Annotated in this window: 17 protein-coding genes; 10 read left to right on the top strand and 7 right to left on the bottom strand. The window is 71.0% G+C overall.

Annotated features, from left to right (window positions below; genetic code table 11):
• Positions 1-12: 12 nt before the first annotated feature.
• Positions 13-660, bottom strand: a complete 648-nt coding sequence (locus Amac_RS19485) for a response regulator (RefSeq protein WP_155346931.1) — start codon at positions 658-660, stop codon at positions 13-15.
• Between the two features lie 97 nt (positions 661-757).
• A complete protein-coding gene (gene macS / locus Amac_RS19490; protein WP_155355862.1) occupies positions 758-1,906 on the bottom strand; it encodes a MacS family sensor histidine kinase in 1,149 nt (382 codons plus the stop codon).
• Positions 1,907-2,081: 175 nt separating this feature from the next.
• On the opposite strand from macS, the gene Amac_RS19495 reads away from it, so the two are divergent.
• Positions 2,082-2,924, top strand: a complete 843-nt coding sequence (locus Amac_RS19495) for an MHYT domain-containing protein (protein ID WP_155355794.1) — start codon at positions 2,082-2,084, stop codon at positions 2,922-2,924.
• Positions 2,925-2,963: 39 nt separating this feature from the next.
• Here Amac_RS19495 and Amac_RS19500 read toward each other — a convergent pair whose 3' ends face one another.
• Positions 2,964-3,989 carry a 6-phosphofructokinase gene (locus tag Amac_RS19500; protein WP_155355795.1) on the bottom strand — a complete coding sequence of 342 codons (1,026 nt, stop codon included), beginning with the start codon at positions 3,987-3,989 and terminating at the stop codon, positions 2,964-2,966.
• A gap of 106 nt (positions 3,990-4,095) precedes the next feature.
• On the opposite strand from Amac_RS19500, the gene Amac_RS19505 reads away from it, so the two are divergent.
• Positions 4,096-5,529: an FGGY family carbohydrate kinase gene (locus Amac_RS19505; RefSeq protein WP_155355796.1), complete on the top strand. Its 1,434-nt coding sequence runs from the start codon at positions 4,096-4,098 to the stop codon at positions 5,527-5,529.
• On the opposite strand, the gene Amac_RS19510 is transcribed toward Amac_RS19505, so the two are convergent.
• A complete protein-coding gene (locus Amac_RS19510) occupies positions 5,512-6,444 on the bottom strand; it encodes a lactonase family protein (RefSeq protein WP_155355797.1) in 933 nt (310 codons plus the stop codon). The genes Amac_RS19505 and Amac_RS19510 overlap by 18 nt on opposite strands.
• A 97-nt stretch (positions 6,445-6,541) precedes the next feature.
• On the opposite strand from Amac_RS19510, the gene Amac_RS19515 reads away from it, so the two are divergent.
• The 4 genes from Amac_RS19515 (at position 6,542) to Amac_RS19530 (ending at position 10,090) form a co-directional block, all read left to right on the top strand.
• Complete coding sequence (locus tag Amac_RS19515; protein ID WP_174900191.1) at positions 6,542-7,441, top strand: bifunctional helix-turn-helix transcriptional regulator/GNAT family N-acetyltransferase; 900 nt, start codon at positions 6,542-6,544, stop codon at positions 7,439-7,441.
• A gap of 78 nt (positions 7,442-7,519) precedes the next feature.
• Complete coding sequence (locus tag Amac_RS19520; protein WP_246268482.1) at positions 7,520-8,287, top strand: ABC transporter permease; 768 nt, start codon at positions 7,520-7,522, stop codon at positions 8,285-8,287.
• Between the two features lie 17 nt (positions 8,288-8,304).
• Positions 8,305-9,333, top strand: coding sequence for a taurine ABC transporter substrate-binding protein (locus Amac_RS19525; protein ID WP_155355800.1), 1,029 nt, complete (start codon positions 8,305-8,307; stop codon positions 9,331-9,333).
• Positions 9,314-10,090 carry an ABC transporter ATP-binding protein gene (locus Amac_RS19530; RefSeq protein WP_155355801.1) on the top strand — a complete coding sequence of 259 codons (777 nt, stop codon included), beginning with the start codon at positions 9,314-9,316 and terminating at the stop codon, positions 10,088-10,090. The genes Amac_RS19525 and Amac_RS19530 overlap by 20 nt, the downstream gene beginning before the upstream one ends.
• Here the strand turns inward: Amac_RS19530 and Amac_RS19535 are convergent.
• The gene (locus tag Amac_RS19535) at positions 10,060-11,232 is read right to left on the bottom strand and encodes an alkaline phosphatase PhoX (protein ID WP_155355802.1); all 1,173 of its coding nucleotides are present in this window, start codon (positions 11,230-11,232) and stop codon (positions 10,060-10,062) included. The two genes, Amac_RS19530 and Amac_RS19535, sit on opposite strands and share 31 nt — an antisense overlap.
• A gap of 177 nt (positions 11,233-11,409) precedes the next feature.
• On the opposite strand from Amac_RS19535, the gene Amac_RS19540 reads away from it, so the two are divergent.
• Positions 11,410-14,304, top strand: a complete 2,895-nt coding sequence (locus tag Amac_RS19540; RefSeq protein WP_155355803.1) for a KAP family P-loop NTPase fold protein — start codon at positions 11,410-11,412, stop codon at positions 14,302-14,304.
• On the opposite strand, the gene Amac_RS19545 is transcribed toward Amac_RS19540, so the two are convergent.
• Positions 14,301-14,768, bottom strand: a complete 468-nt coding sequence (locus Amac_RS19545) for a Dps family protein (protein WP_155355804.1) — start codon at positions 14,766-14,768, stop codon at positions 14,301-14,303. The two genes, Amac_RS19540 and Amac_RS19545, sit on opposite strands and share 4 nt — an antisense overlap.
• 193 nt (positions 14,769-14,961) lie before the next feature.
• Between Amac_RS19545 and Amac_RS19550 the strand changes: the two genes are divergently transcribed.
• Both Amac_RS19550 and Amac_RS19555 read left to right on the top strand, forming a co-directional pair.
• Entirely contained in the window at positions 14,962-15,573 is a 612-nt protein-coding gene (locus Amac_RS19550; RefSeq protein WP_155355805.1) for a MerR family transcriptional regulator, read from the top strand.
• Positions 15,570-18,041 carry a VIT domain-containing protein gene (locus Amac_RS19555; RefSeq protein ID WP_155355806.1) on the top strand — a complete coding sequence of 824 codons (2,472 nt, stop codon included), beginning with the start codon at positions 15,570-15,572 and terminating at the stop codon, positions 18,039-18,041. The genes Amac_RS19550 and Amac_RS19555 overlap by 4 nt, the downstream gene beginning before the upstream one ends.
• Before the next feature lie 141 nt (positions 18,042-18,182).
• Here the strand turns inward: Amac_RS19555 and Amac_RS19560 are convergent, their stop codons facing one another.
• Positions 18,183-18,884 carry a lysophospholipid acyltransferase family protein gene (locus tag Amac_RS19560; protein ID WP_155355807.1) on the bottom strand — a complete coding sequence of 234 codons (702 nt, stop codon included), beginning with the start codon at positions 18,882-18,884 and terminating at the stop codon, positions 18,183-18,185.
• A gap of 114 nt (positions 18,885-18,998) precedes the next feature.
• Here Amac_RS19560 and Amac_RS19565 point away from each other — a divergent pair, with 114 nt between their 5' ends.
• Positions 18,999-19,763, top strand: a complete 765-nt coding sequence (locus tag Amac_RS19565) for an alpha/beta hydrolase (RefSeq protein ID WP_155355808.1) — start codon at positions 18,999-19,001, stop codon at positions 19,761-19,763.
• Position 19,764 lies beyond the last annotated feature (1 nt).

Here is a 19,764-nt window from a genome sequence, read left to right on the forward strand (position 1 = left end):
GACCTTCCCACTTTAGTCCAGGTCGGCCAGGCCCTTTTCGATCGCGTATCGCACCAGCTCCACCCGGTTGTGCAGCTGGAGCTTGCTCAGCGTGTTCTGCACGTGGTTCTGGACGGTCCGGTGGGAGAGCACCAGGCGTTCGGCGATCTGCCGGTAGGAGAGCCCTTTCGCGACCAGCCGCAGGATCTCGGTCTCCCGGTCGGTGAGGCGCGGCCCGTCGTCCTCGGCGGCCTTGGGCTGGGCGGCCAGCCGCCGGTATTCGCCCAGCACAAGACCGGCCAGGCCGGGCGTGAACACCGCGTCCCCGTCCGCGGTCCGCTTGACCGCGTCCAGGAACTCCTCCCGGCTCGCCGATTTCACCAAATATCCGGACGCGCCTGCTTTGACGGCTTCGAGGACGTCGTCCTGCTCGCCGCTGGCCGACAACACCAGGACCCGAGGCGGATGCTCGGAAGCCCCCAGCCCGCGCGCCACCTCGACCCCGGGCAGATCGGGCAACTGCAGATCGAGGATCACCAGCTCCGGCCGGACCGCCGCCGCGATGCGCAGGGCCTGCCGCCCCTCCCCCGTGGTCGCGACGATCTCGTACCCGGCTTCGCCGAGGTCCCGCGCCACACCTTCGCGCCACATCGGATGATCGTCCACCACCATGACCCTCATGCCCGTCACTATTAACAAGAAAACCGTCCCATAGCCAGCCGCATCACCGCCGATCAGACGACTCACTGTGGCGGCCGTCCAGATCACGCCTTTCTTGTTAAAACGGCACCGACATCTCGATCTCGGTGCCGTCCGACGAAGAAAGGATGGTGACACTCCCGCCGAGGTCGGCGACCCGGCCCCGGATCGACTGGGAGACCCCGAGCCGCCCGTCGGCCGCCGCCTCCGCCAGCCGCCCTTCGGGGATGCCGGGCCCGTCGTCGCGGACGGTCACGATCACCCGGTCCGGTTCGCTCTCCACCAGGATCCAGGCGCGGGCGTGCTCGCCGCAGTGGCGGCGCACGTTGTCCAGCGCGTTGCCGACGGCGGCGGTGAGCTCGTCCACGGCGCGCGGGGAGAGCGGCACCGGGTCGGCGGGGGTGGCCACGGTGACCTGGGCGGAGCCGTACCGGCGCAGGGCGTCGCCCAGGTCGGCGCGGTCGGCCGGAGCGCGGCGGGCGGGCACGAAACGGCGGCGCGAGCGCAGGGAGCGGTCGGGGCGAGGTCCGGAGCGGATGAGTTCGCGCAGCACGGCCTCCTGCTCCCCGGCCAGGCGGCCCAGGTCGGCCGCCTCGCCGCCGATCTCGGCGCCGCGCCGCTGGACCAGCGCCAGCACCTGGAGCACCGAGTCGTGGATGCCCCGGGCCAGCCGTTCCCGCTCCCGTCCGGCGGCCTCGATCTCGATGGCCCGCTGCATGCGCTCCTCCGCCTGCTTGGCCAGCCGGGCCACGTGGCCGATCACGATCCCGGCCAGGAACAGCAGCACCGCGCCGTTGACCGGCACCGCGGCCAGGTCGAAGCCGCGCACGCCGCGCAGCCACAGGTCGGCCACCGACATCACGGCCGCCGCGACGCCCCCACCGCGACGCCCGGAGTACACGCCCCAGGCCAGGACCGGCGCGGCCACCCAGGTGGCGGTGACCGGCATGGTGTTCGCGGTGGCCTGGGGCCCCTGGACGTACACGGTGGACAGCAGGCAGGCGGCGCTGAGCAGCAGGTCGAGCGTGAGCAGCGGCCAGCCGCGCAGCGCCTCGACGGAGTAGGCGTAGGTCGCGGCGGCGGTCCAGACGGCCATCACCCCGAGGACGATCCACCCGGTCACCGGGTGGGCGTAGCCGCCCGACTGCAGCAGCAGGATCGCCGCGTATCCCAGCGACGCGATCCGGAAGACCGCGATGGCCCGCCAGAAAGGCCCTTCGATCCCCATCGCCACGCTCCCAATGTACGGCTCCGACAGATCATCCAAACAAACCGACAATGATCACATAAAGGCGTGGACATCATTTGTCGCCGAGAAGTATGACAAACCGTAATCAATCACAGCGATATTCGGCACTTTCGGCTGACATAATCCAAAATTCAACCGTACAAAAGGAGCATGTATGTCACATATCAACCACTTTGCACATGGGTGGGTGACGCCCGTGCTCGCCTACCTGATGTCCGTGGTTGGATCGCTCCTAGGACTCATGCTGACCGCGCGGGCGCGATCGGCCGAGGGCTCGGCGCGGGTGCGCTGGCTGATCGGCGGCGCGCTCTCGATCGGCGGCACCGGGATCTGGGTCATGCACTTCATCGCGATGATGGGCTTCGACGTCCCGGGCACCCTGATCCGCTACAACGTCCCGCTCACGATCGTGTCCTTCGTGATCGCCGTCGCGGTCGCCTTCGGCGGCCTGCTGGTGGTCTCGCGCGGCGGCGGCCGGGCGCTCCCGCTGCTGGTGGGCGGCCTGATCACCGGCGTCGGCGTGGCCGCCATGCACTACACGGGCATGTTCGCGATGAACATGTCCGGCCAGGTGAACTACGACATCCTGGTCGTGGCGATCTCCGTGCTGATCGCCGTCGTGGCCGCGACCGTCGCCCTCTGGTTCACCCTGCGCGTCGAGGGGGCGCTGGCCACCATCGGCGCGGCCCTGATCATGGGCGTCGCGGTGAACGGCATGCACTTCACCGGCATGTACGCGATGAGCGTCCGCCTCCAGGAAGGCCTGTCCACCGGCGGCGCCGAGGCGATCGACTTCCTGCTCCCGCTCCTGGTGGGGATCAGCCTGCTGACCGTGGGCCTGCTGCTCGCGGTGCTGCTGTCCCCCTCGGCGGCGGAACTGCGCGAGGACGCCGCCATCCTGGCCCGGCTGGAGAGCCGCCGCCAGAACGGAACCCTACCGCCGCCGGTCCAGGAACCCGCGCGCAACGACTCGTTCTTCACACCCAGGAACCAGTAGGCCCGCGCCCGCCAACCGGGCGCGAGCCGTGTGTTCGATCTAGCCGAAGAAGACCTCGGCCTCCTCGTAGCGGTGCGGCGGAACCGTCTTGAGCTCGGCCGTCGCGGCGTCCAGGCCCACCCGGACGATCTCGGTGCCCTGCAGGCCGACCATCTTGCCGTAGTCGCCGTCGTGCACGGCGGTGATCGCGGCCAAGCCGAAGCGGGTGGCCAGCACCCGGTCGTACGCGGTGGGGGTGCCGCCGCGCTGGATGTGGCCGAGCACGGTGGTCCTGGCCTCCTTGCCGGTGCGGCGCTCGATCTCCTGGGCCAGCCGCTCGCCGACGCCGCCCAGCCGGACGTGCCCGAACGCGTCGAGGTCGCCCGTCTGGACCGCCATCTGCCCCTCGATCGGGTGCGCGCCCTCGGCCACCACGATGATCGGCGAGTAGCGGGTCTTGAAGCGGGACTCCACGTATTCGCAGACCTTGTCGATGTCGAACGGCTTCTCCGGGATGAGGATCACGTTCGCCCCGGCGGCCATGCCGGCGTGCAGCGCGATCCAGCCCGCGTGCCGGCCCATGACCTCGCAGATCAGCGCGCGGTGGTGGGACTCGGCGGTGGTGTGCAGGCGGTCGATGGCCTCCATCGCGATGTTGACGGCCGTGTCGAAACCGAAGGTGTAGTCGGTCGCGTTCAGGTCGTTGTCGATCGTCTTGGGCACGCCGACGACCTTCACGCCCCGGTCGAAGAGCTGCTTGGCGACGCCGAGCGTGTCCTCACCTCCGATGGCGATCAGCGCGTCCACTCCGTGGGTCTCAAGGTTTTCCTTGATCCGCTCGACGCCACCCTCGATCTTGATCGGGTTGGTCCGCGACGATCCCAGGATCGTGCCACCGCGCGGCAGGATGCCGCGCACCGCCTGGACGTCCAGCGTCATCGTGTCGCCTTCCAGGGGACCTCTCCAGCCGTCCCGGAATCCGACGAACTCGTGACCGTAGACGCCGGCCCCCTTCCGCACCACCGCGCGGATCACCGCGTTCAGGCCGGGACAGTCCCCACCACCGGTGAGCACTCCAATACGCATGTCGGGTTCCTCCATATGGATAACGCGGCCAGACTAGTCGGGACGCTGACGGGAGGCATTCTGCCTCCTGGTGACAACAATGGTCTAGACCAAAAAGTGAGGCTCCGTGGGTGTTTTGGCGATAGACGCTGGCACGACCGGGGTCACCGCCCTCGTGGTGACCGAGGATGGGCGAATCGACGCCCGCGGGTACGCGGAGTTCGCTCAGCACTTCCCGGAACCCGGATGGGTGGAACACGCCCCCGAGGAGATCTGGCAGGCGACGCTGGCAGCCTGCCGTACCGCCCTTGACCAGGCAAGTACCCCGCCCCGGTGCGTCGGAATCACCAACCAGCGGGAGACCGCGGTGCTCTGGGACCGGCGCTCGCTGGCCGCGCCGCGGCGGGCGATCGTGTGGCAGGACCGGCGATCTTCGGCGATCTGCGCGCGGCTGCGGGAGGCCGGGCACGAGCCTCGTGTGACGGAACTCACGGGGTTGCGGCTCGACCCTTACTTCACCGGGACCAAGCTCACGTGGCTGGCGGAGAACGATCCGGTCGACGGGGATCCGGCGATCGGGACGGTGGATTCCTACCTGATCGCCCGGCTCACGGGCGGCGCGCGGCATGTGACCGATCCGTCCAACGCGTCCAGGACCCTGCTGTACGACATCGTCGCGGGCGCCTGGTCGCCGGAGCTGTGCGAGCTGTTCGGGGTGCCGATGGGCGCGCTGCCGGAACTGGTCCCCAACTACGGGGAGATCGGCCGGACCGATCCGGATTCGTTCCTGGGTCTCGACCTGCCGATCAGCGGTCTTGCCGGCGACCAGCAGGCGGCCCTGTTCGGGCAGACGTGCTTCACCCCGGGCGACGTGAAGTGCACCTATGGAACGGGCTCCTTCATCCTGGTCAACACCGGCGACCAGGTGGTCAGGTCGGACGCGGGGCTGCTCACGACGGTCGCCTGGGAGGACCCTTCCGGCAACCGGACGTACGCCCTGGAAGGTTCGATCTTCGTCACCGGTTCGGCGATCCAGTGGCTCAGGGACGGGCTCGGAATCCTGGACACGGCGGCCGAATCGGAGGCCGTGGCGGGGTCGGTGCCGGATTCCGGCGGGGTGGTCTTCGTGCCCGCCCTGACCGGCCTCGGCGCGCCGCACTGGGATCCGGAGGCGCGCGGCACGATCTTCGGCCTGACCCGGGGGACGACGAAGGCGCATCTGGTCCGCGCCACCCTGGAGGCGATCGCGTTCGAGGTGCGCGACATCGTGGCGACCATGGACGTCAGGGTCATGAAGGCCGACGGCGGGGCGAGTGCCAACGATCTGCTCATGCAGCTGCAGGCCGACCAGCTGGGCATCCCGGTCGAACGCCCGGTCATCCAGGAGACGACCGCGCTCGGCGCGGCCTTCCTGGCCGGGCTCGGGATCGGCGTCTGGGCCTCCCCCGAGGAGCTCCGCAAGACCTGGCACCTGGACCGGCGCTTCGACCCCGGCGCCGACGACGGCACGGCCTACGCCCGCTGGCGGCGCGCCGTGGACCGCTCACGCGCCTGGGCCTGACCCCACCACGCAACTCGGCGACCCCAGGAGGATCACCGCGCCGGTCGGCTCGGGCACACCATCGACCAGCCGGAACTCGGCCACTTCGCCGGAGTGCTGGTTGGCGACGTAGAGCTTCCCGTCGGCGAACGCGAAGTGCCGCGGCCAGGTCCCTCCGCTCGGCACCTCGGCGACCAGCTCCAGGGTCTCCGGATCGAACACGGAGATCGTGTTCGGCCCCCGGTTTCCGACGTAGAGGTGCTCGCCGTGCAGTTGCAGGTGCGAGGGGTGGTTCTGGAGGTCGGTCCGGGTCGCGGGGGTCCGCGCGAGTTCCTTCCAGTCCGTGTCGTACGCCCTGACCACCCCGTCCAGTTCCCCCACGAGATACCACCGGTCGTCGCGGCAGTCCATGTGCCGGGGTCCCGAGCCGGGGGTGAGCCGCACCGGCGGCAGCACCTCGACCTCGTCGTCCACCTGGTAGCGCCGGATCTCGTCGGTGCCCAGGTCGCTGACGTGCAGGATGTTGTCGGGGTCGAAGACGGCCTGGTGGGCGTGCGGGCCGAGCTGCCGGTCCAGGTCGGGGCCGGAGCCGTGGTGCGGGAACTCCAGGGCGGGGCCGTCGAAGCGGCCCTCGGCGTCGAGGCGGTGCAGGCTGAGCACGCCGTCCATGTAGTTGGACACGGCCAGCCAGGCTCCGGCGGGGTCGACGGCGGCATGGCAGGGGGAGGCGCCGCCGCTGGACCGCGATTCGATGGTCTCGAAGCCCTGGACGACGGAGATCCGACCGTCGTCGATCTCGCTCACCACGTACAGCAGGGGAAGTTTCGGATGCGCGGCCAGGAACGAGGGAGCGGTCACCGGGATCTCCCCGACGACGGCGAGCTCGCCGTCCACCACGGAGACCTTCGACTCATAACCACCGACATACACACCCACGCAGAGCTCCTTGTTTCAGCCGACAGGCCCGCACATTAGCCCACTGGGGCAATCCAGGCTATCGTTGCCTAAGGCAACGGATTCGTTGAGGAGAGCAATGGATATGATCGCCGAGGTACGGGCCTTCAACCGCTTCTACACGGCGGTGATCGGGATGCTCCGGTCTGGAATGCACGACTCGCCCTACTCGCTCACCGAGGCGCGGGTGCTGTTCGAACTCAACCGGTCCGCCGGAGACGTCGAGGTGGGCGAGATCAAGCGCTTACTGGGACTGGACGGCGGCTACCTCAGCCGGGTGCTGGCCCGGCTCGAAGGCGACGACCTGGTCCGGCGCGAACGGTCGGCAGCCGACGCCCGCCGCCAGGTGGTCACCCTCACCGCCCAGGGCCGCGACACCTTCGCCCACCTGGACGAACGTTCCGACGCCGAGGTCAGCGCCCTGCTCGACGCCCTCCCCGAGCGCGACCGGGCCCGTCTGGTGGCCAGCATGGGCACGATCCGCGAGGTCCTGGGCGAGAAAACCGACAAAGCCCCCTATGTCATCAGACCTCCGCGCCCAGGCGATCTCGGCTGGGTGGTCGCCCGCCACGGCGCCGTCTACGCCCGCGAGTACGGCTGGGGAGCCGACTTCGAAGCCCTCGTCGCCCGCATCTGCGCCGACTTCCTGGACAACCAGTCCGACCCCGGCCAATCCGGCTGGATCGTCGAAGTCGACGGCCACCGCGCGGGCTGCGTCTTCTGCGTGCGCAAGGACGCCACCACCGCCCAGCTCCGCCTACTCCTGGTCGAACCCTCCGCCCGCGGCCTGGGCATCGGCTCCCGCCTGGTCGAGGAATGCCTCCGCTTCGCCCGCGACACCGGCTACCAGACCATCATGCTCTGGACCCGCGACCCCCTCACCTCCGCCAGAAGGATCTACGAATCCGCGGGCTTCAAACTCACGGCCGAGGAGCCCGGCAACGGCTTCATGGAGCAGTTCTGGGAACGTCCGCTCTAATTACCATCTTTACAGATAGGAATTAGGGGATACGCTCCCCGTATGCGGTTCGCCTTTCGCGCTGACCCTCGCCGCGGCATGACCGCGAAACCGGCCATGCTCCGGGCCGGAGCCGTCCTGGTCCTGCTCGCCGCCTGGCAACTGATCGCGATGGTCCGGATCTGGCCGCCCGTCTTCGTCCCGGAACCGGCCGCGGTCTGGCGGCAGCTGGTCCGCACCTCGACCGAGGGCTACAGCGGCTACACCCTCGCCGAGCACCTCCTGGTCAGCCTGCGCCGCATCCTCCTCGGCTGCCTGTACGGCGTGACCGGCGGCATCGCCCTGGGCCTGCTGATCGGCATCGTCCCGACCGTGCGCACGCTGCTCGGCCCGCTGGTCACGTTCGTGCGGACGCTGCCCCCGCTGGCCTACCTGAGCCTGCTCGTCATCTGGTTCGGCATCGAGGAGGAGCCGAAGATCTGGCTGCTGCTGCTCGCCTCGCTCCCCCCGGTGGCGGTGGCCACGGCGGAAGCCGTCCGCGGCGTGCACGAGGACTACCTGAACGCCGCCAGGTCGCTGGGCGCGAGCCGGTGGGAGGTGCCGTTCCGGGTGGTCCTGCCGAGCGCGCTACCGGAGATCATCACCGGCATCCGGGTCGCGGTCGGCGTCGCGTACACCACGGTGGTGGCCGCCGAGACGGTGAACGGGGTGCCGGGCATCGGCGGCATGGTCAGGGACGCCCAGCGCTACAACCAGACCGACGTGGTGATCCTCGGGATCGTCGTGATCGGTCTTTCCGGCCTGCTCATCGACTTCCTGCTGCAAACGCTCGACCGCCGCCTCGTGCCCTGGCGCGGGCGCGGCTGACCCCGGAGGAACCCCCTGTGAAACCCTTACTCAAAGCCCTGGCCCTCGTCGCCGTCCTGGCCGTCTCCGCGTGTGGATCGGGCGGCGAGGAGGCCGCGGCCCCGGGCACGCCCGCGAAGTTGCGCATCGGCTACCAGCTCATCCCGAACGGCGATCTGATCGTGAAGGATCAGCGCTGGCTGGAGCAGGCGCTGCCCGGCACCGAGATCGTGTGGAGCAAGTTCGACTCCGGCGGCGACGTGAACACCGCGATGATCTCCGGGGCGATCGACATCGGGCTTGCGGGCAGCAGCCCGGTCACGCGGGGTCTGTCCGCGCCGCTGAACATCCCGTACCAGATTCCGTGGATCTTCGATGTGATCGGGGACAACGAGGCGCTGGTGGTGCGGAAGGAGATCACCGAGGCGAAGGCGCTGGCCGGCAAGACGATCGCGACGCCGTTCAGTTCCACCTCGCACTACAGCCTGCTGGCCGTGCTCGCGGAGGCGGGTCTGGCCGAGTCCGACGTGAAGATCGTCGATTTGGAGCCGCCGGACATCCAGGCGGCCTGGCAGCGCGGCGACATCGACGGCGCGTACGTGTGGACGCCGATCCTGGCCGAGCTGGAGAAGGACGGCGCGGTGCTGGTCACGAGCAGGGAGCTGGCGGGGCGGGGCAAGCTCACCGCCGACCTGGCGGTGGTCAGGACCGAGTTCGCGCGGCAGTATCCGGAGGCGTTGAAGGTCTGGCTGCGGCAGCAGGACCGGGCGGTCAAGCTGGCCAGGACGGACAACGCGGCGGCCGCGGCGGCGATCGGGCGGCAGCTCAACCTGAGCCCGGCGGAGGCCGGCCGGCAGCTCGGCCAGCTGGTGCTGCTGGACGCGGCCGAGCAGCGCGGGCCGGACTACCTGGGCACGCCCGAAGCTCCCGGCAAGTTCGCGGAGAACCTCCACAGCGCCGCCGAATTCCTGAAATCTCAGCAGAAAGTGGATGCGGTCCCTGAGTTGAGCGTGTTCCAGAAGGGGCTGGCCACGAGGGAACTCGCGGATGCCTTCGCCGGGAGCTGAGGCCGTCGAGGTCCGCGGGGTGACCCGGTCGTTCCGGGGGAAGCGCGCGCTGGGGCCGGTGGATCTGGTGGTCGAACCGGGGGCGTTCGTGACGCTCGTCGGGCCGTCCGGGTGCGGGAAGAGCACGCTGCTCGGGTTGATCGCCGGGTTCGCGCGCCCGTCCGACGGATCCCTGCGGGCCTTCGGGGAGCCCGTCGGCGGGCCCGATCCCTCGCGTGGGGTGGTGTTCCAGGAGCCCCGGCTGTTCCCCTGGCTGTCGGTGGCGGCCAACGTGGCGTTCGGGCTGCGGTCGCTGCCGAAGGCCGCGCGGCGGGAGCGGGTGGCCGAGTTGCTGGAGTTGACCGGGCTGGCGGAGGCGGGGCGGCTGCGGCCGTACGAGCTGTCGGGCGGGATGCGGCAGCGCGCGGCGATCGCCCGCGCGCTGGCGCCCCGGCCGCGGCTGCTGCTGATGGACGAGCCGTTCGCGGCGCTGGACGCGTTCACCCGGGAGCGCATGCAGGACGAGGTCCGGGCCCTGTGGCAGCGGACCGGGACGACAGTGCTGTTCGTGACGCACAGCGTGGACGAGGCGGTCTACCTGGGCACCCGGGTGGTCGCGCTGAGCGGGTCGCCCGGGGTGATCGTGCTGGACGAGCGGTCGAAGTTGCCCGCGCTGGAGCATCCGCGCGCCGATCCGGGCTTCGCGGAGCTGCGGGAGCGCCTCACCGAGGTGGTCCGGGCGGCGGCTCAGGTGCGGAACGGGCCGGTGACCTCGTAGGTGACGCCGGAGCGGTTGGAGCCGGTGGTGCCGCGCTGGGAGGAGAAGTAGAGGCGGTCGCCGTCGGGGGCGAAGGCCAGGCCGGTTATCTCGGATCTGCCGTGGCCGACCAGGCGGAGGAACGGGGCGACCTCGCCGTCGGCGGTGATGATGTTGATCTCCATGTTGCCGCCGTCCTCGGCCACGAACAGGTCGCCGGAGCGGGAGACGTACACGTTGTCGACGCCCTTGAGGGGGGCGTTGGCGTCGTAGAGGATGGAGAGTTCGCGGGCGGCGGCGTCGTAGGCCCAGACGCGGTTGTCGCCTTTGGTGGTGAAGTAGCAGAAGCCGCCCGAGTAGTAGCAGCCCTCGCCGCCGTTGAAGCGGATCGCGTTCTCGACCTGGTCGCGGGTGGGTTCGTACGACGCGGACGGGTTGGGGATCCGCCGCCACCGGACCGGACCTGGGCCGTCGCCGACCATGACCTCCAGGACGCCGGTGGTCAGATCGCCCCAGTCCTGCGGGCGGAACCGGTAGAAGCAGCCGTCCGGCTCGTCCTCGGTCAGGTAGACGACCTCACGGTCGGGGTCGCAGGCGGCGGCCTCGTGCTTGAAGCGGCCCATGGCGAGGCGGGGGGCGGCGGCGCGGTAGCCGTACGGGTCGCATTCGAAGACGCGCCCGCGGACGGTCTCCTCGCAGGACAGCCAGGTGTTCCAGGGGGTCGCGCCCCCGGCGCAGTTGCGGTCGGTGCCGGACAGGATGCGGTAGCCCGTCTTGATCGTGCCGTCGGGCCCGAAGCGGAGCGCGGAGACGCCGCCGACCACGGGGACCTCGGAGTTGGAGACGTAGATCCAGCCGTCGCCGTCGGCGAAGCAGGCCCCGCCGTCGGGGGCGGGATGCCAGGTCAGGCCGCCGACGCGCTGCCCGGAACGGCCGACCACGCGGCTGGTGAACCCTTCCGCCAGGGCGATGGCGTTCTTGTCGGGTTTGGCCAGCGCGCCGTAGGGTCCCTTGCTGCGTACGGGGCGGGCCGCCGCCGTGGGAGCGGGCGACGGGACGGCCGAAGGCGTGGCGGCGGGGGCGGGCGCCGCGCAGGCGGACCGCCAGAGTGAGCCGGTGAGCGCGGCCAGGGCCCCCGAGCGGACGAACGTGCGGCGCAACATAATCTCCTCCCACTACGGCACGCTACGCGCGACGGGTCTCGCCAGTCGATCGAACGCGCATGAACGCCCGGGGAATCCGCACGGTTCTTGCGCTCAAACTTTGCGCAAACCGTGGCCACCCCCCTGGTGAACGGCCCTTACAGTGATCGTCGCCATGCATTACCGCGGAGCGCCGAGATGACCAGCGCCATCACCGACAGAACCAGCTCGCCCACCATCACCAGGCGGAAGGCGCTGGTCTTCCTCGACCCCGACGAGCCCGGCCGGCGTGCCCCGGAACCGGCGCGGCGGCTGGTGAGCGCGCTGCGCGGCTGCGGGTTCGAGGTGGACGCGCCGCAGAGCCTGGACAGCCGGGACCACCAGCGGCTGAGCGCCTTCCTGGACGAGGGCGCGCCCGGCGACCTGCTGCTGGTGCGCTGGCCGCGCACGGCGCTGTGGAGCGGCAGCGACTTCACCACGCTGATCCGCGGCTTCGGCGCCAGGGCCGGGGACTCGGCGGCCTCGGCGCTGCTGATGGTGGTCGACTTCGGCTGGATCGGCGGCGCCGCCGCGGACGAGCCCACGGTCAGCACCCTGCTCACCCCGCCGGGCGTGGCCGCCGCCGCCCTCACCACGGGCCTGGCCATCGGCGCCGAGGTGCGGCCGGGCGGCCTCTCGCTGACCGAGGTGGTGGCCACCGGCCTGCTCGACGGCGCGACCGACCTGGACCGGGACGGGGTGATCTCGGTCGGCGACCTGCTGGCGCACGCGCTGGCCGTGTTCGGCGAGGACGCCGAGTTCCAGCCGCGCCTGCTCACCTCGGCCGAGGGCCTGGAGATCCCGGTCGCGCTCACCCCGCCCGCCCCCGGCTCCGGCATCCCGCCCGAGCTCGCGCCCGCCCGCGACCGGGTGAGCGGCCGGCCCACGTCCGCTGAGCGGCTGGTCGGCATGGTGTACGACGAGTATCTGGGCGCGGACGCCCAGGCGCTGCTGCGGCGCGGCTCGCTGCTGGCCGACGACGAGGAGCTGACGCCGGAGGTGGCCGGGCTGCTGACCGGCCGCCCGGAGGCGCGGGCCGAGCTGGCCGAGTGGCGGCTGCTCGGCACGGGCACGCCCTTCGTGCATCCGAGCGTGGCGGAGGCCGGTCGGGCCCGGCTCACGGCGGCCGAGCTCGACGAGGTGCCCGGGGTGCTGCGCCGGTGGCGGGCCGGACGCCGGACCGTGCAGCCCCGGGCCCGGCTCACCCCCGACCGCTGGACCATCGACGACGACCTCGGCCATCGGGTGTACGCGGAGGCGATCGCCGCGTTCGTCCGCCATCCGGAGACCAGGCCGCCGCTGACGATCGGCATCAAGGGGCCGTGGGGCACCGGCAAGACCTCGCTGATGCGGATGATCCAGAACGATCTGGACCCGGGGGCCGCGACGGGGAACCCGGGGCCGATCCAGCTGCCCAGGCCGCTGCCGGCCCGGCGTCCGTCGCGGCTGCTCACGCTGATGGGACGGCTGTGGCCCGGCCCCGACCGGGTGACCAACGCGGAGGTCCGCAACTGGGCGAAACGGCCGCCTGAACCACCGCCCGAGGCGGTGCCCGGGGCCAGCGGGTGGCGGCCCACGGTGTGGTTCAACCCGTGGATGTACCAGAACGGCGAGCAGGTGTGGGCCGGTCTCGCGCACGAGATCATCACCCAGGTCACCGCGCGGCTGCCCCGGGCCGAGCGGGAACGTTTCTGGCTGCGGCTCAACCTGGCCAGAATCGACCGGGAGGCGGTCCGGCGCCGGGCCTACCGGCTGGCGGCGCTGCGCCTGGTGCCCGCCGCGCTCGGCCTGGCCATGGCGCTGCTGCTGGCCGGCGCGTCCCAGCTGGCCACGCCGCTGCTCCCGGCCCTGGAGGGCACCGCCGCCGCGATCTCCTCGGCGGGCGCGCTGGCCGCGGTGGCCACCGGCTGGGTACGGCTCGCGCGTTTCTTCACCGAATCCGCCGACACCGCCTTCACCACCCTGGTACGCCCGCCCGACCTGTTCGCGCCCCCACCGGAGACGGGCGACCTGCTCGCCGAGCCCGGATACAGCGCCAGGACCGGCTTCCTGCACCTGGTCCAGACCGACATGCGGCACGTGCTCGGCCTGGTGGCGACGGAGGAACGCCCGCTGGTGGTGTTCGTGGACGACCTGGATCGGTGCTCGTCCGGCACCGTGGCCCAGGTGATCGAGGCGATCAACCTGTTCCTGGCCGGGGAGTTCCCCGACTGCGTCTTCGTGCTGGCCATGGAGCCCGAGGTGGTGGCCGCCCACGTCGAGCTGGCCTACCGCGACCTCACGGAGTCGATGCCGGAGAGCCTCCGCCAGGGCATCGGCTGGCGGTTCCTGGAGAAGATCGTGCAGCTGCCGCTGTCGGTCCCGCTCCTGGCCGACGACACCCGCCTACCGGCATATGTCCGAGCTTTGATGGGAATTTCGGACACACCACGCATGCCCGAAATGCGGGTACCGCAGCAGCAGCCGCAGAACCTCGACCAGGAGCTGGTGGCCCGGCTCGAGCACGCGATCCGCGCCCGGCGGCCCCAGGCCGACACCCTCGACTCGATCGCCAGGGCCACCCAGCACGTCGTCGGCGCGCCCGCCGAGACCGCGGGGACGCTGGGCGGGCTGTGGCGGGAGACGCGCGCCGCGGCCGACCGGGTCTTCGACGACCTGTACAGCGACGAGAACGCCTACCGCGCGATCGAGGTGGCGCTGCCCGCCCTGTCGGCGAGCAACCCGCGCGAGCTCAAGCGCTACGTCAACGTGTTCCGCTTCTACTCGTTCGTCACCTACCGCCAGCGCCTGGCCGGGGAGCGCCCGGCGAGCGACGCCGAGGTGGCCAAGCTCTCGGCGCTCACCGTGCGCTGGCCGCAGCTGCTGTCCCTGCTGACCCGGGACTGCCCGGTGCGGAACGAGACCACGCTCGGCCTGCTCGAACAGGCCGCGCGTGCGGACGACTGGGCGGAGACCGCCCAGCTGGTCGGAGTGCCGGCGGAGGCGAGCGCGCCCCTCAGGGCGCTGCTCGCCTCCGGCCCTCCGGTCGCCGATCTGGCCAGGCGCCTGCTCTAACGCTGGGCCTGGATCATCCAGTGGTGCTTCTCCAGGTCCCGGGTGAGACCGATGAGGAGATCCTGGGTGACCGGGTCGGGCCGCTCGGTGGCGTCGATCCGCTTCCGCATCCGCCGGATGATCGACTCCAGGATGTCGGTCATCGCGGCGATGACCTTGCCGTCCTCGATCGGCCCGGCGTCCAGGTGCGGCACCTGGCTGTCGTTGGCGATCGTGGTGGCGCGCCCGTCCGGGCTGACGCCGATGGCGACGGCCCGCTCGGCGACGAGGTCGGCCGTCTTCCTGGCCATCTTGACGATGTCGTCGAGCTGCAGGTGGATCGAGCGGAAGAAGCGCCCGGTCAGGTTCCAGTGCGCCTGCTTGCCCACGAGCGACAAGTCGAGGAGGTCGAGCAGGGCGCCCTGCAACGCCTCCCCGGTGATCTTCTTGTTCTCGGCGGTCAGAAGGCTGGTAATTGGAGCCATGCTTGTTCCTTCCATCGAGATTGAGGGTTATTCGAAAGGAGCCCGGCGCGGTTCAACGAGTCGCGCCGACCTGCTGGGACGCCACGAGGGCGAACTTTTGAATAATCCTCATTGACCTATTTCGGTCAACCCGAAAAGAGTCGACCCTGTTCCGTAGTTGACACTGTCATCGTGACAGTGTCACTGTTGAACCATGAGCGAGACCTGGACCATCGGCGAGCTGGCCGAGCGCGCGGCCGGCGCGCTCGGTTCCGACGCGCGCGTCAACGGGCGGGTCAGGGACATCCCGAACGAGCGCCTCATCCGGTGGTACGCGACGATCGGCCTCCTCGACCCGCCCCTGGCCCGGCGCGGCCGAGTCGCTCTGTACGGGCCGCGTCACCTGCTGCAACTCGTCGCGATCAAGCGCCGCCAGGCCGCCGGTCGCTCGATCGCGGACATCCAGATCGAGCTGGCCGGAGCCCCCGACTCGGCCCTCCAGAACATCGCCCTCATCTCCCCATACCCAGCCGAACCCGAAAATTCCTCCCCTGAGCCCGAACATTCCTCCCCCGAGCCCGCCCGCGCCCGCTTCTGGGCCGCCACCGGTGAGCGTTCAACCCCCACACCACCGGCCGGCCCACCGCCCGCCGCGCGCGTGCACGGCGTGCGGATCGCCCCAGGAGTGGCTCTGGTGCTGGACGCCGCCGACCGGGCACCGTCGGACGCGGACCTGGTCGCGCTGGCGGCGGCGGCCCAGCCCTTGCTGGCGGCGCTGAGCGAACTCGGCCTGATCACCATGAAATCGGAAGGGACACCGTCATGACCGTTCCCATCACTCCGCTGCGGCCGGAGGAGTACGCGCCGGTGCCCGACTCCGGGTTCGGCGCCCTGGAGACCGAGAAGGGCAACCTGCCGCTGGAGAGCGTGGCGGTGACCGCGCACCTCAGCGGCCTGACCGCGGGCGTGGAGGTGGCGCAGGGCTTCCGCAATCCCTACGACGTCTCGCTTGAGGCCACCTACGTGTTCCCGCTCCCGCCCCGGGCCGCGGTCACCAAGTTCACCCTGGAGGCCGACGACCGGGTGGTCGAAGGGCTGCTCAAGGAGCGTGGCGAGGCCAGGGCCGACTACGACCGCGCGCTGGCGCAGGGTCAGCGGGCGGCGATCGCCGAGGAGGACCGGCCGGACGTGTTCACCATCCGGGTCGGCAACATCGTGCCCGGCGAGCGGGTCACCGTGCGGCTGACGCTCAGCCAGCCGCTGCCCTACGAGGACGGCGCGGCCGAATTCCGCTTCCCGCTGGTGGTCGCCCCCCGCTACATCCCGGGCGTGCCCCTGGAGGGCGCGCAGTCCGGCGGCGGCGTGGCCGCCGACACCGACGCCGTCCCCGACGCGTCCCGCATCACCCCGCCGGTCCTGCTCCCGGGCTTCCCCAATCCCGTACGGCTGTCGCTGGCCACCACCATCGACCCGGCCGGTCTGGACCTGCGCGAGATCCGCTCCAGCCTGCACACCGTGGACACCACCACCGGGGAGACCATCACCGTCGAACTCCGGCCGGGCGAGCGCCTGGACCGGGACTTCATCCTGCGCCTGGCCTTCGACGCGTCCACGTCGCTGGCGCTGACCCCGGACGACGAGGGCCAGGAGGGCACCTTCACGCTCACCCTCACTCCCCCGGCCGACGCGGCCGCCACACCGGCCCCCCGGGACGTGGTGCTGCTGCTCGACCGTTCCGGCAGCATGACCGGCTGGAAGATGGTCGCCGCCCGGCGCGCCGCCGCCCGGATCGTGGACACGCTGACCGCGCACGACCGGCTGGCCGTGCTGGCCTTCGACCACGACGTCAACCGGGCGTTCACCGGCGGGCTGGTGGCGGCGAGCGACCGGAACCGTTACCGGGCGGTCGAGCACCTGTCGCGGCTGGACGCGCGCGGCGGCACGGAGATCCTCGCGCCGATGGAAGAGGCGCTCCGGCTGCTCGATGATCCGAACAGGGACCGGGTCATGGTCCTGGTGACCGACGGGCAGGTCGGCAACGAGGACGAGATCGTCGAACGGGTCGGCGCGAAGATCACCGGCGACTCGGGGATCCGGATCCACGCCGTCGGCATCGACCGGGCGGTCAACGCCGGGTTCCTCGGGCGGCTGGCCATGCTCGGCTCCGGCCGGTGCGAGCTGGTCGAGTCGGAGGACCGGCTGGACGAGGCGATGGAGCACATCCACCGCCGCATCGGCTCCCCGCTGGTCACCGACCTCACCCTGACCGCCGTGGACCTCGATCTGGTCGAGGACACGCTCACCCATGTGGGTTCCCTCTTCCCGGGGGTGCCGCTGGTCGTCTCCGGGCGGTTCCGGGGTCGTGGGGAGAGCCCGGCGATCGCCGTACGGGGAACGGCCGACGGCGAGCCGTGGGAGCGTACGGTCGAGGGCCGCGGGGCCGGCGCGCCCGCCGCGCGGGCGGTCTGGGCGCGGGCCGAGCTGCGCCGCCTGGAGGATCGGTACACGATCGGCGAGCGGGAGCTGGAGTCCCGGATCGTGGCGACCTCGCTGCGGTTCGGCGTGCTGTGCCGGTTCACCTCGTTCGTCGCGGTCGACTCGCGGGTGGTCGCCGACGGCAAGCCGCGGCACCACGTGATCCAGCCGGTCGAGCAGCCCAGCGGCTGGGAGATGCCGATGAACATGTCCGCCGTCGCGGCCGCCGCGCCGATCCGGATGGAGAAGGCCTCCTTCGCCATGGACGAGACCTTCGGCGGGGCGGCGCCCGGCGCGCCCGCGCCTCCGCCGCCACCCGCTCCGCGCATGATGCGGCGGACGCCCGCTCCGGACACGCCGTCCCAGCCGTTCGCCCAGCCGCCCGGCGCGCCGCCGGCGCCGATCCCGTCCCCCGGTCCGGGCGCGGGACCCCGGGCCCGCGGACGGAGCGTTTCGCCGGGACCGATGAGGCCCCACCCGGGCCGGGAGCGGCAGCCCAGCCTGGACAGCGTGCGCGCCCTGCTCGCCGAGGAGCTGGTCCGGCTGCGCGCGGCGGCCGGGCGGCCGGATCAGGAGCGCCGGCGCTACCTGTCCGACCTGGCCAGCCGCCTGCGGGTGATCGACCAGATGGCGGGCGGCCACGCCGACCTGGCGTCGCTGGCCGCCGAGCTGGAAGGGGCGGAGCGTGCCGACGCCGACCTGGCCCGGCTCTGGCAGCGCGCCGTCGATCTGCTCGGCCGCCTCACCGGAGGCGCGGCCGACGCTCCCGCGCCGCCGGATTCGACCCGCGCCCGCCGCCCGTTCTGGAAGCGCACGTAGACTGCGATCATGACCATGCCGCGCCAGGGGTTCCGGGGAAGGCCATGTGGCCGGGCCCTGTCCCCTGGCGACGGGAGGGCATCCCGCGCACGGAATACGGCACCGGCCGCCGCCCGGCGGCCGGTCGCGGGCTCTGGGGTTCTAGCCGTGGACTTCGCGGGCCGCGCGGATCATTTCGACCTTGGCGCTGGCGGCGTATTTATCGACATATTCCTGGCCGGAGAGCTCCATCAGCGCGTACATGATCTCGTCGGTGACCGCGCGCAGGACCAGGAAGTCGTTCTCCATGCCGTAGTAGCGGGAGAAGTCGAGGGGCTTGCCGTACTTGACGCCCGGGCGGATGCCGAACTTGGGGATCGGGCGGCCCGGCGGCATCATCTCGAAAGTGTTGATCATGGCCCAGGGGATGACGGGCGCGCGCGACTCCAGGGCGAGGCGGGCGACGCCCGTCTTGCCCTTGTAGAGGCGGCCGTCGGGCGAGCGGGTGCCCTCCGGGTAGATGCCCAGCACGCTGCCCTCGCCGAGGACGCGCAGGCCGGTCCGGAGCGCGGCCTCGCTGGCCTTCCCGCCGGAACGGTCGATCGGAACCGTGCCGACGCCCGAGAAGAACGCCCGGCTGACCAGGCCCTTTATGCCGCTACCGGTAAAATAGTCAGACTTGCCGAGCGAGATGACCTTGCGCGGCAGGAAGAGCGCCCCGAAGAAATGGTCGGCGAACGACAGGTGGTTCCCGGCCAGGATGACGGGCCCCTCCTTCGGCACGTTCTCCACCCCTTCCGCCCACGGACGGAACACGAAATGGAGGAACGGCCAGAGGATGGCCTTCACCACCCAGTAGAACACTCGGGGCTCTCCTTCGGTTGTTTTCAGTGGAGTCATCTTCGCACGGCTGACCCTCTCGCACGACTGAGGCGTAACGTGCGACTATCGGGCAATCTTTCCGATTTTGGAGGAGACATGCCGCTGCTGCCGGGCGCTGAGCCGTACCACCACGAAGGCGGTCAGATCGGCGTGCTGCTCTGCCATGGTTTCACCGGGACGCCGCAGTCGCTGCGGCCCTGGGGGGAGTTCCTGGCCGAGGCCGGGATCACCGTCTCGCTGCCCCGGCTGCCCGGGCACGGCACCACCTGGCAGGAGATGAACCGCACCCGCTGGGAGGACTGGTACGCCGAGCTCGACCGCGCCTTCGCCGAACTGAAGGCGACCTGCGCCGAGGTCTTCGTGATGGGCCTGTCCATGGGCGGCTGCATGGCCCTGCGCCTGGCCGAGGTGCACGGCCCCGCGATCCGGGGGCTGGTGATCGTCAACCCGTCCGTGGTGAACGACTCGCCGATCCTGCTGCTGGCCCCGGTGCTCAAGTGGGTGCTGCCGTCGGTGCCCGGGATCGGCAGCGACATCAAGAAGCCGGGCAGCGTCGAACTCGCGTACGACCGCACGCCCGTGCGCGCCGCCGCCACGCTGCCGCGGCTCTGGAAACTGGTCCAGTCCGAGCTGGACCGGATCGGCCAGCCGGTGCTGGTCTACCGGAGCACGCAGGACCATGTGCTGAAACCGGCTAACGTGGAGTTCCTCCGGACGCGTATGGGGGACAATCTGGAGGTCCGGGAATGCGTGGACAGCTATCACGTCGCGACCCTGGACAACGACGCTCCGGCCATCTTCTCGGGGAGCCTGGACTTCATCCGCCGTTACGCGTCTGTACCCTTGACGAAGGACTCTTGAC

Origin of the sequence: Acrocarpospora macrocephala (assembly GCF_009687865.1) — a bacterium.
GTDB lineage: Bacteria > Actinomycetota > Actinomycetes > Streptosporangiales > Streptosporangiaceae > Acrocarpospora > Acrocarpospora macrocephala.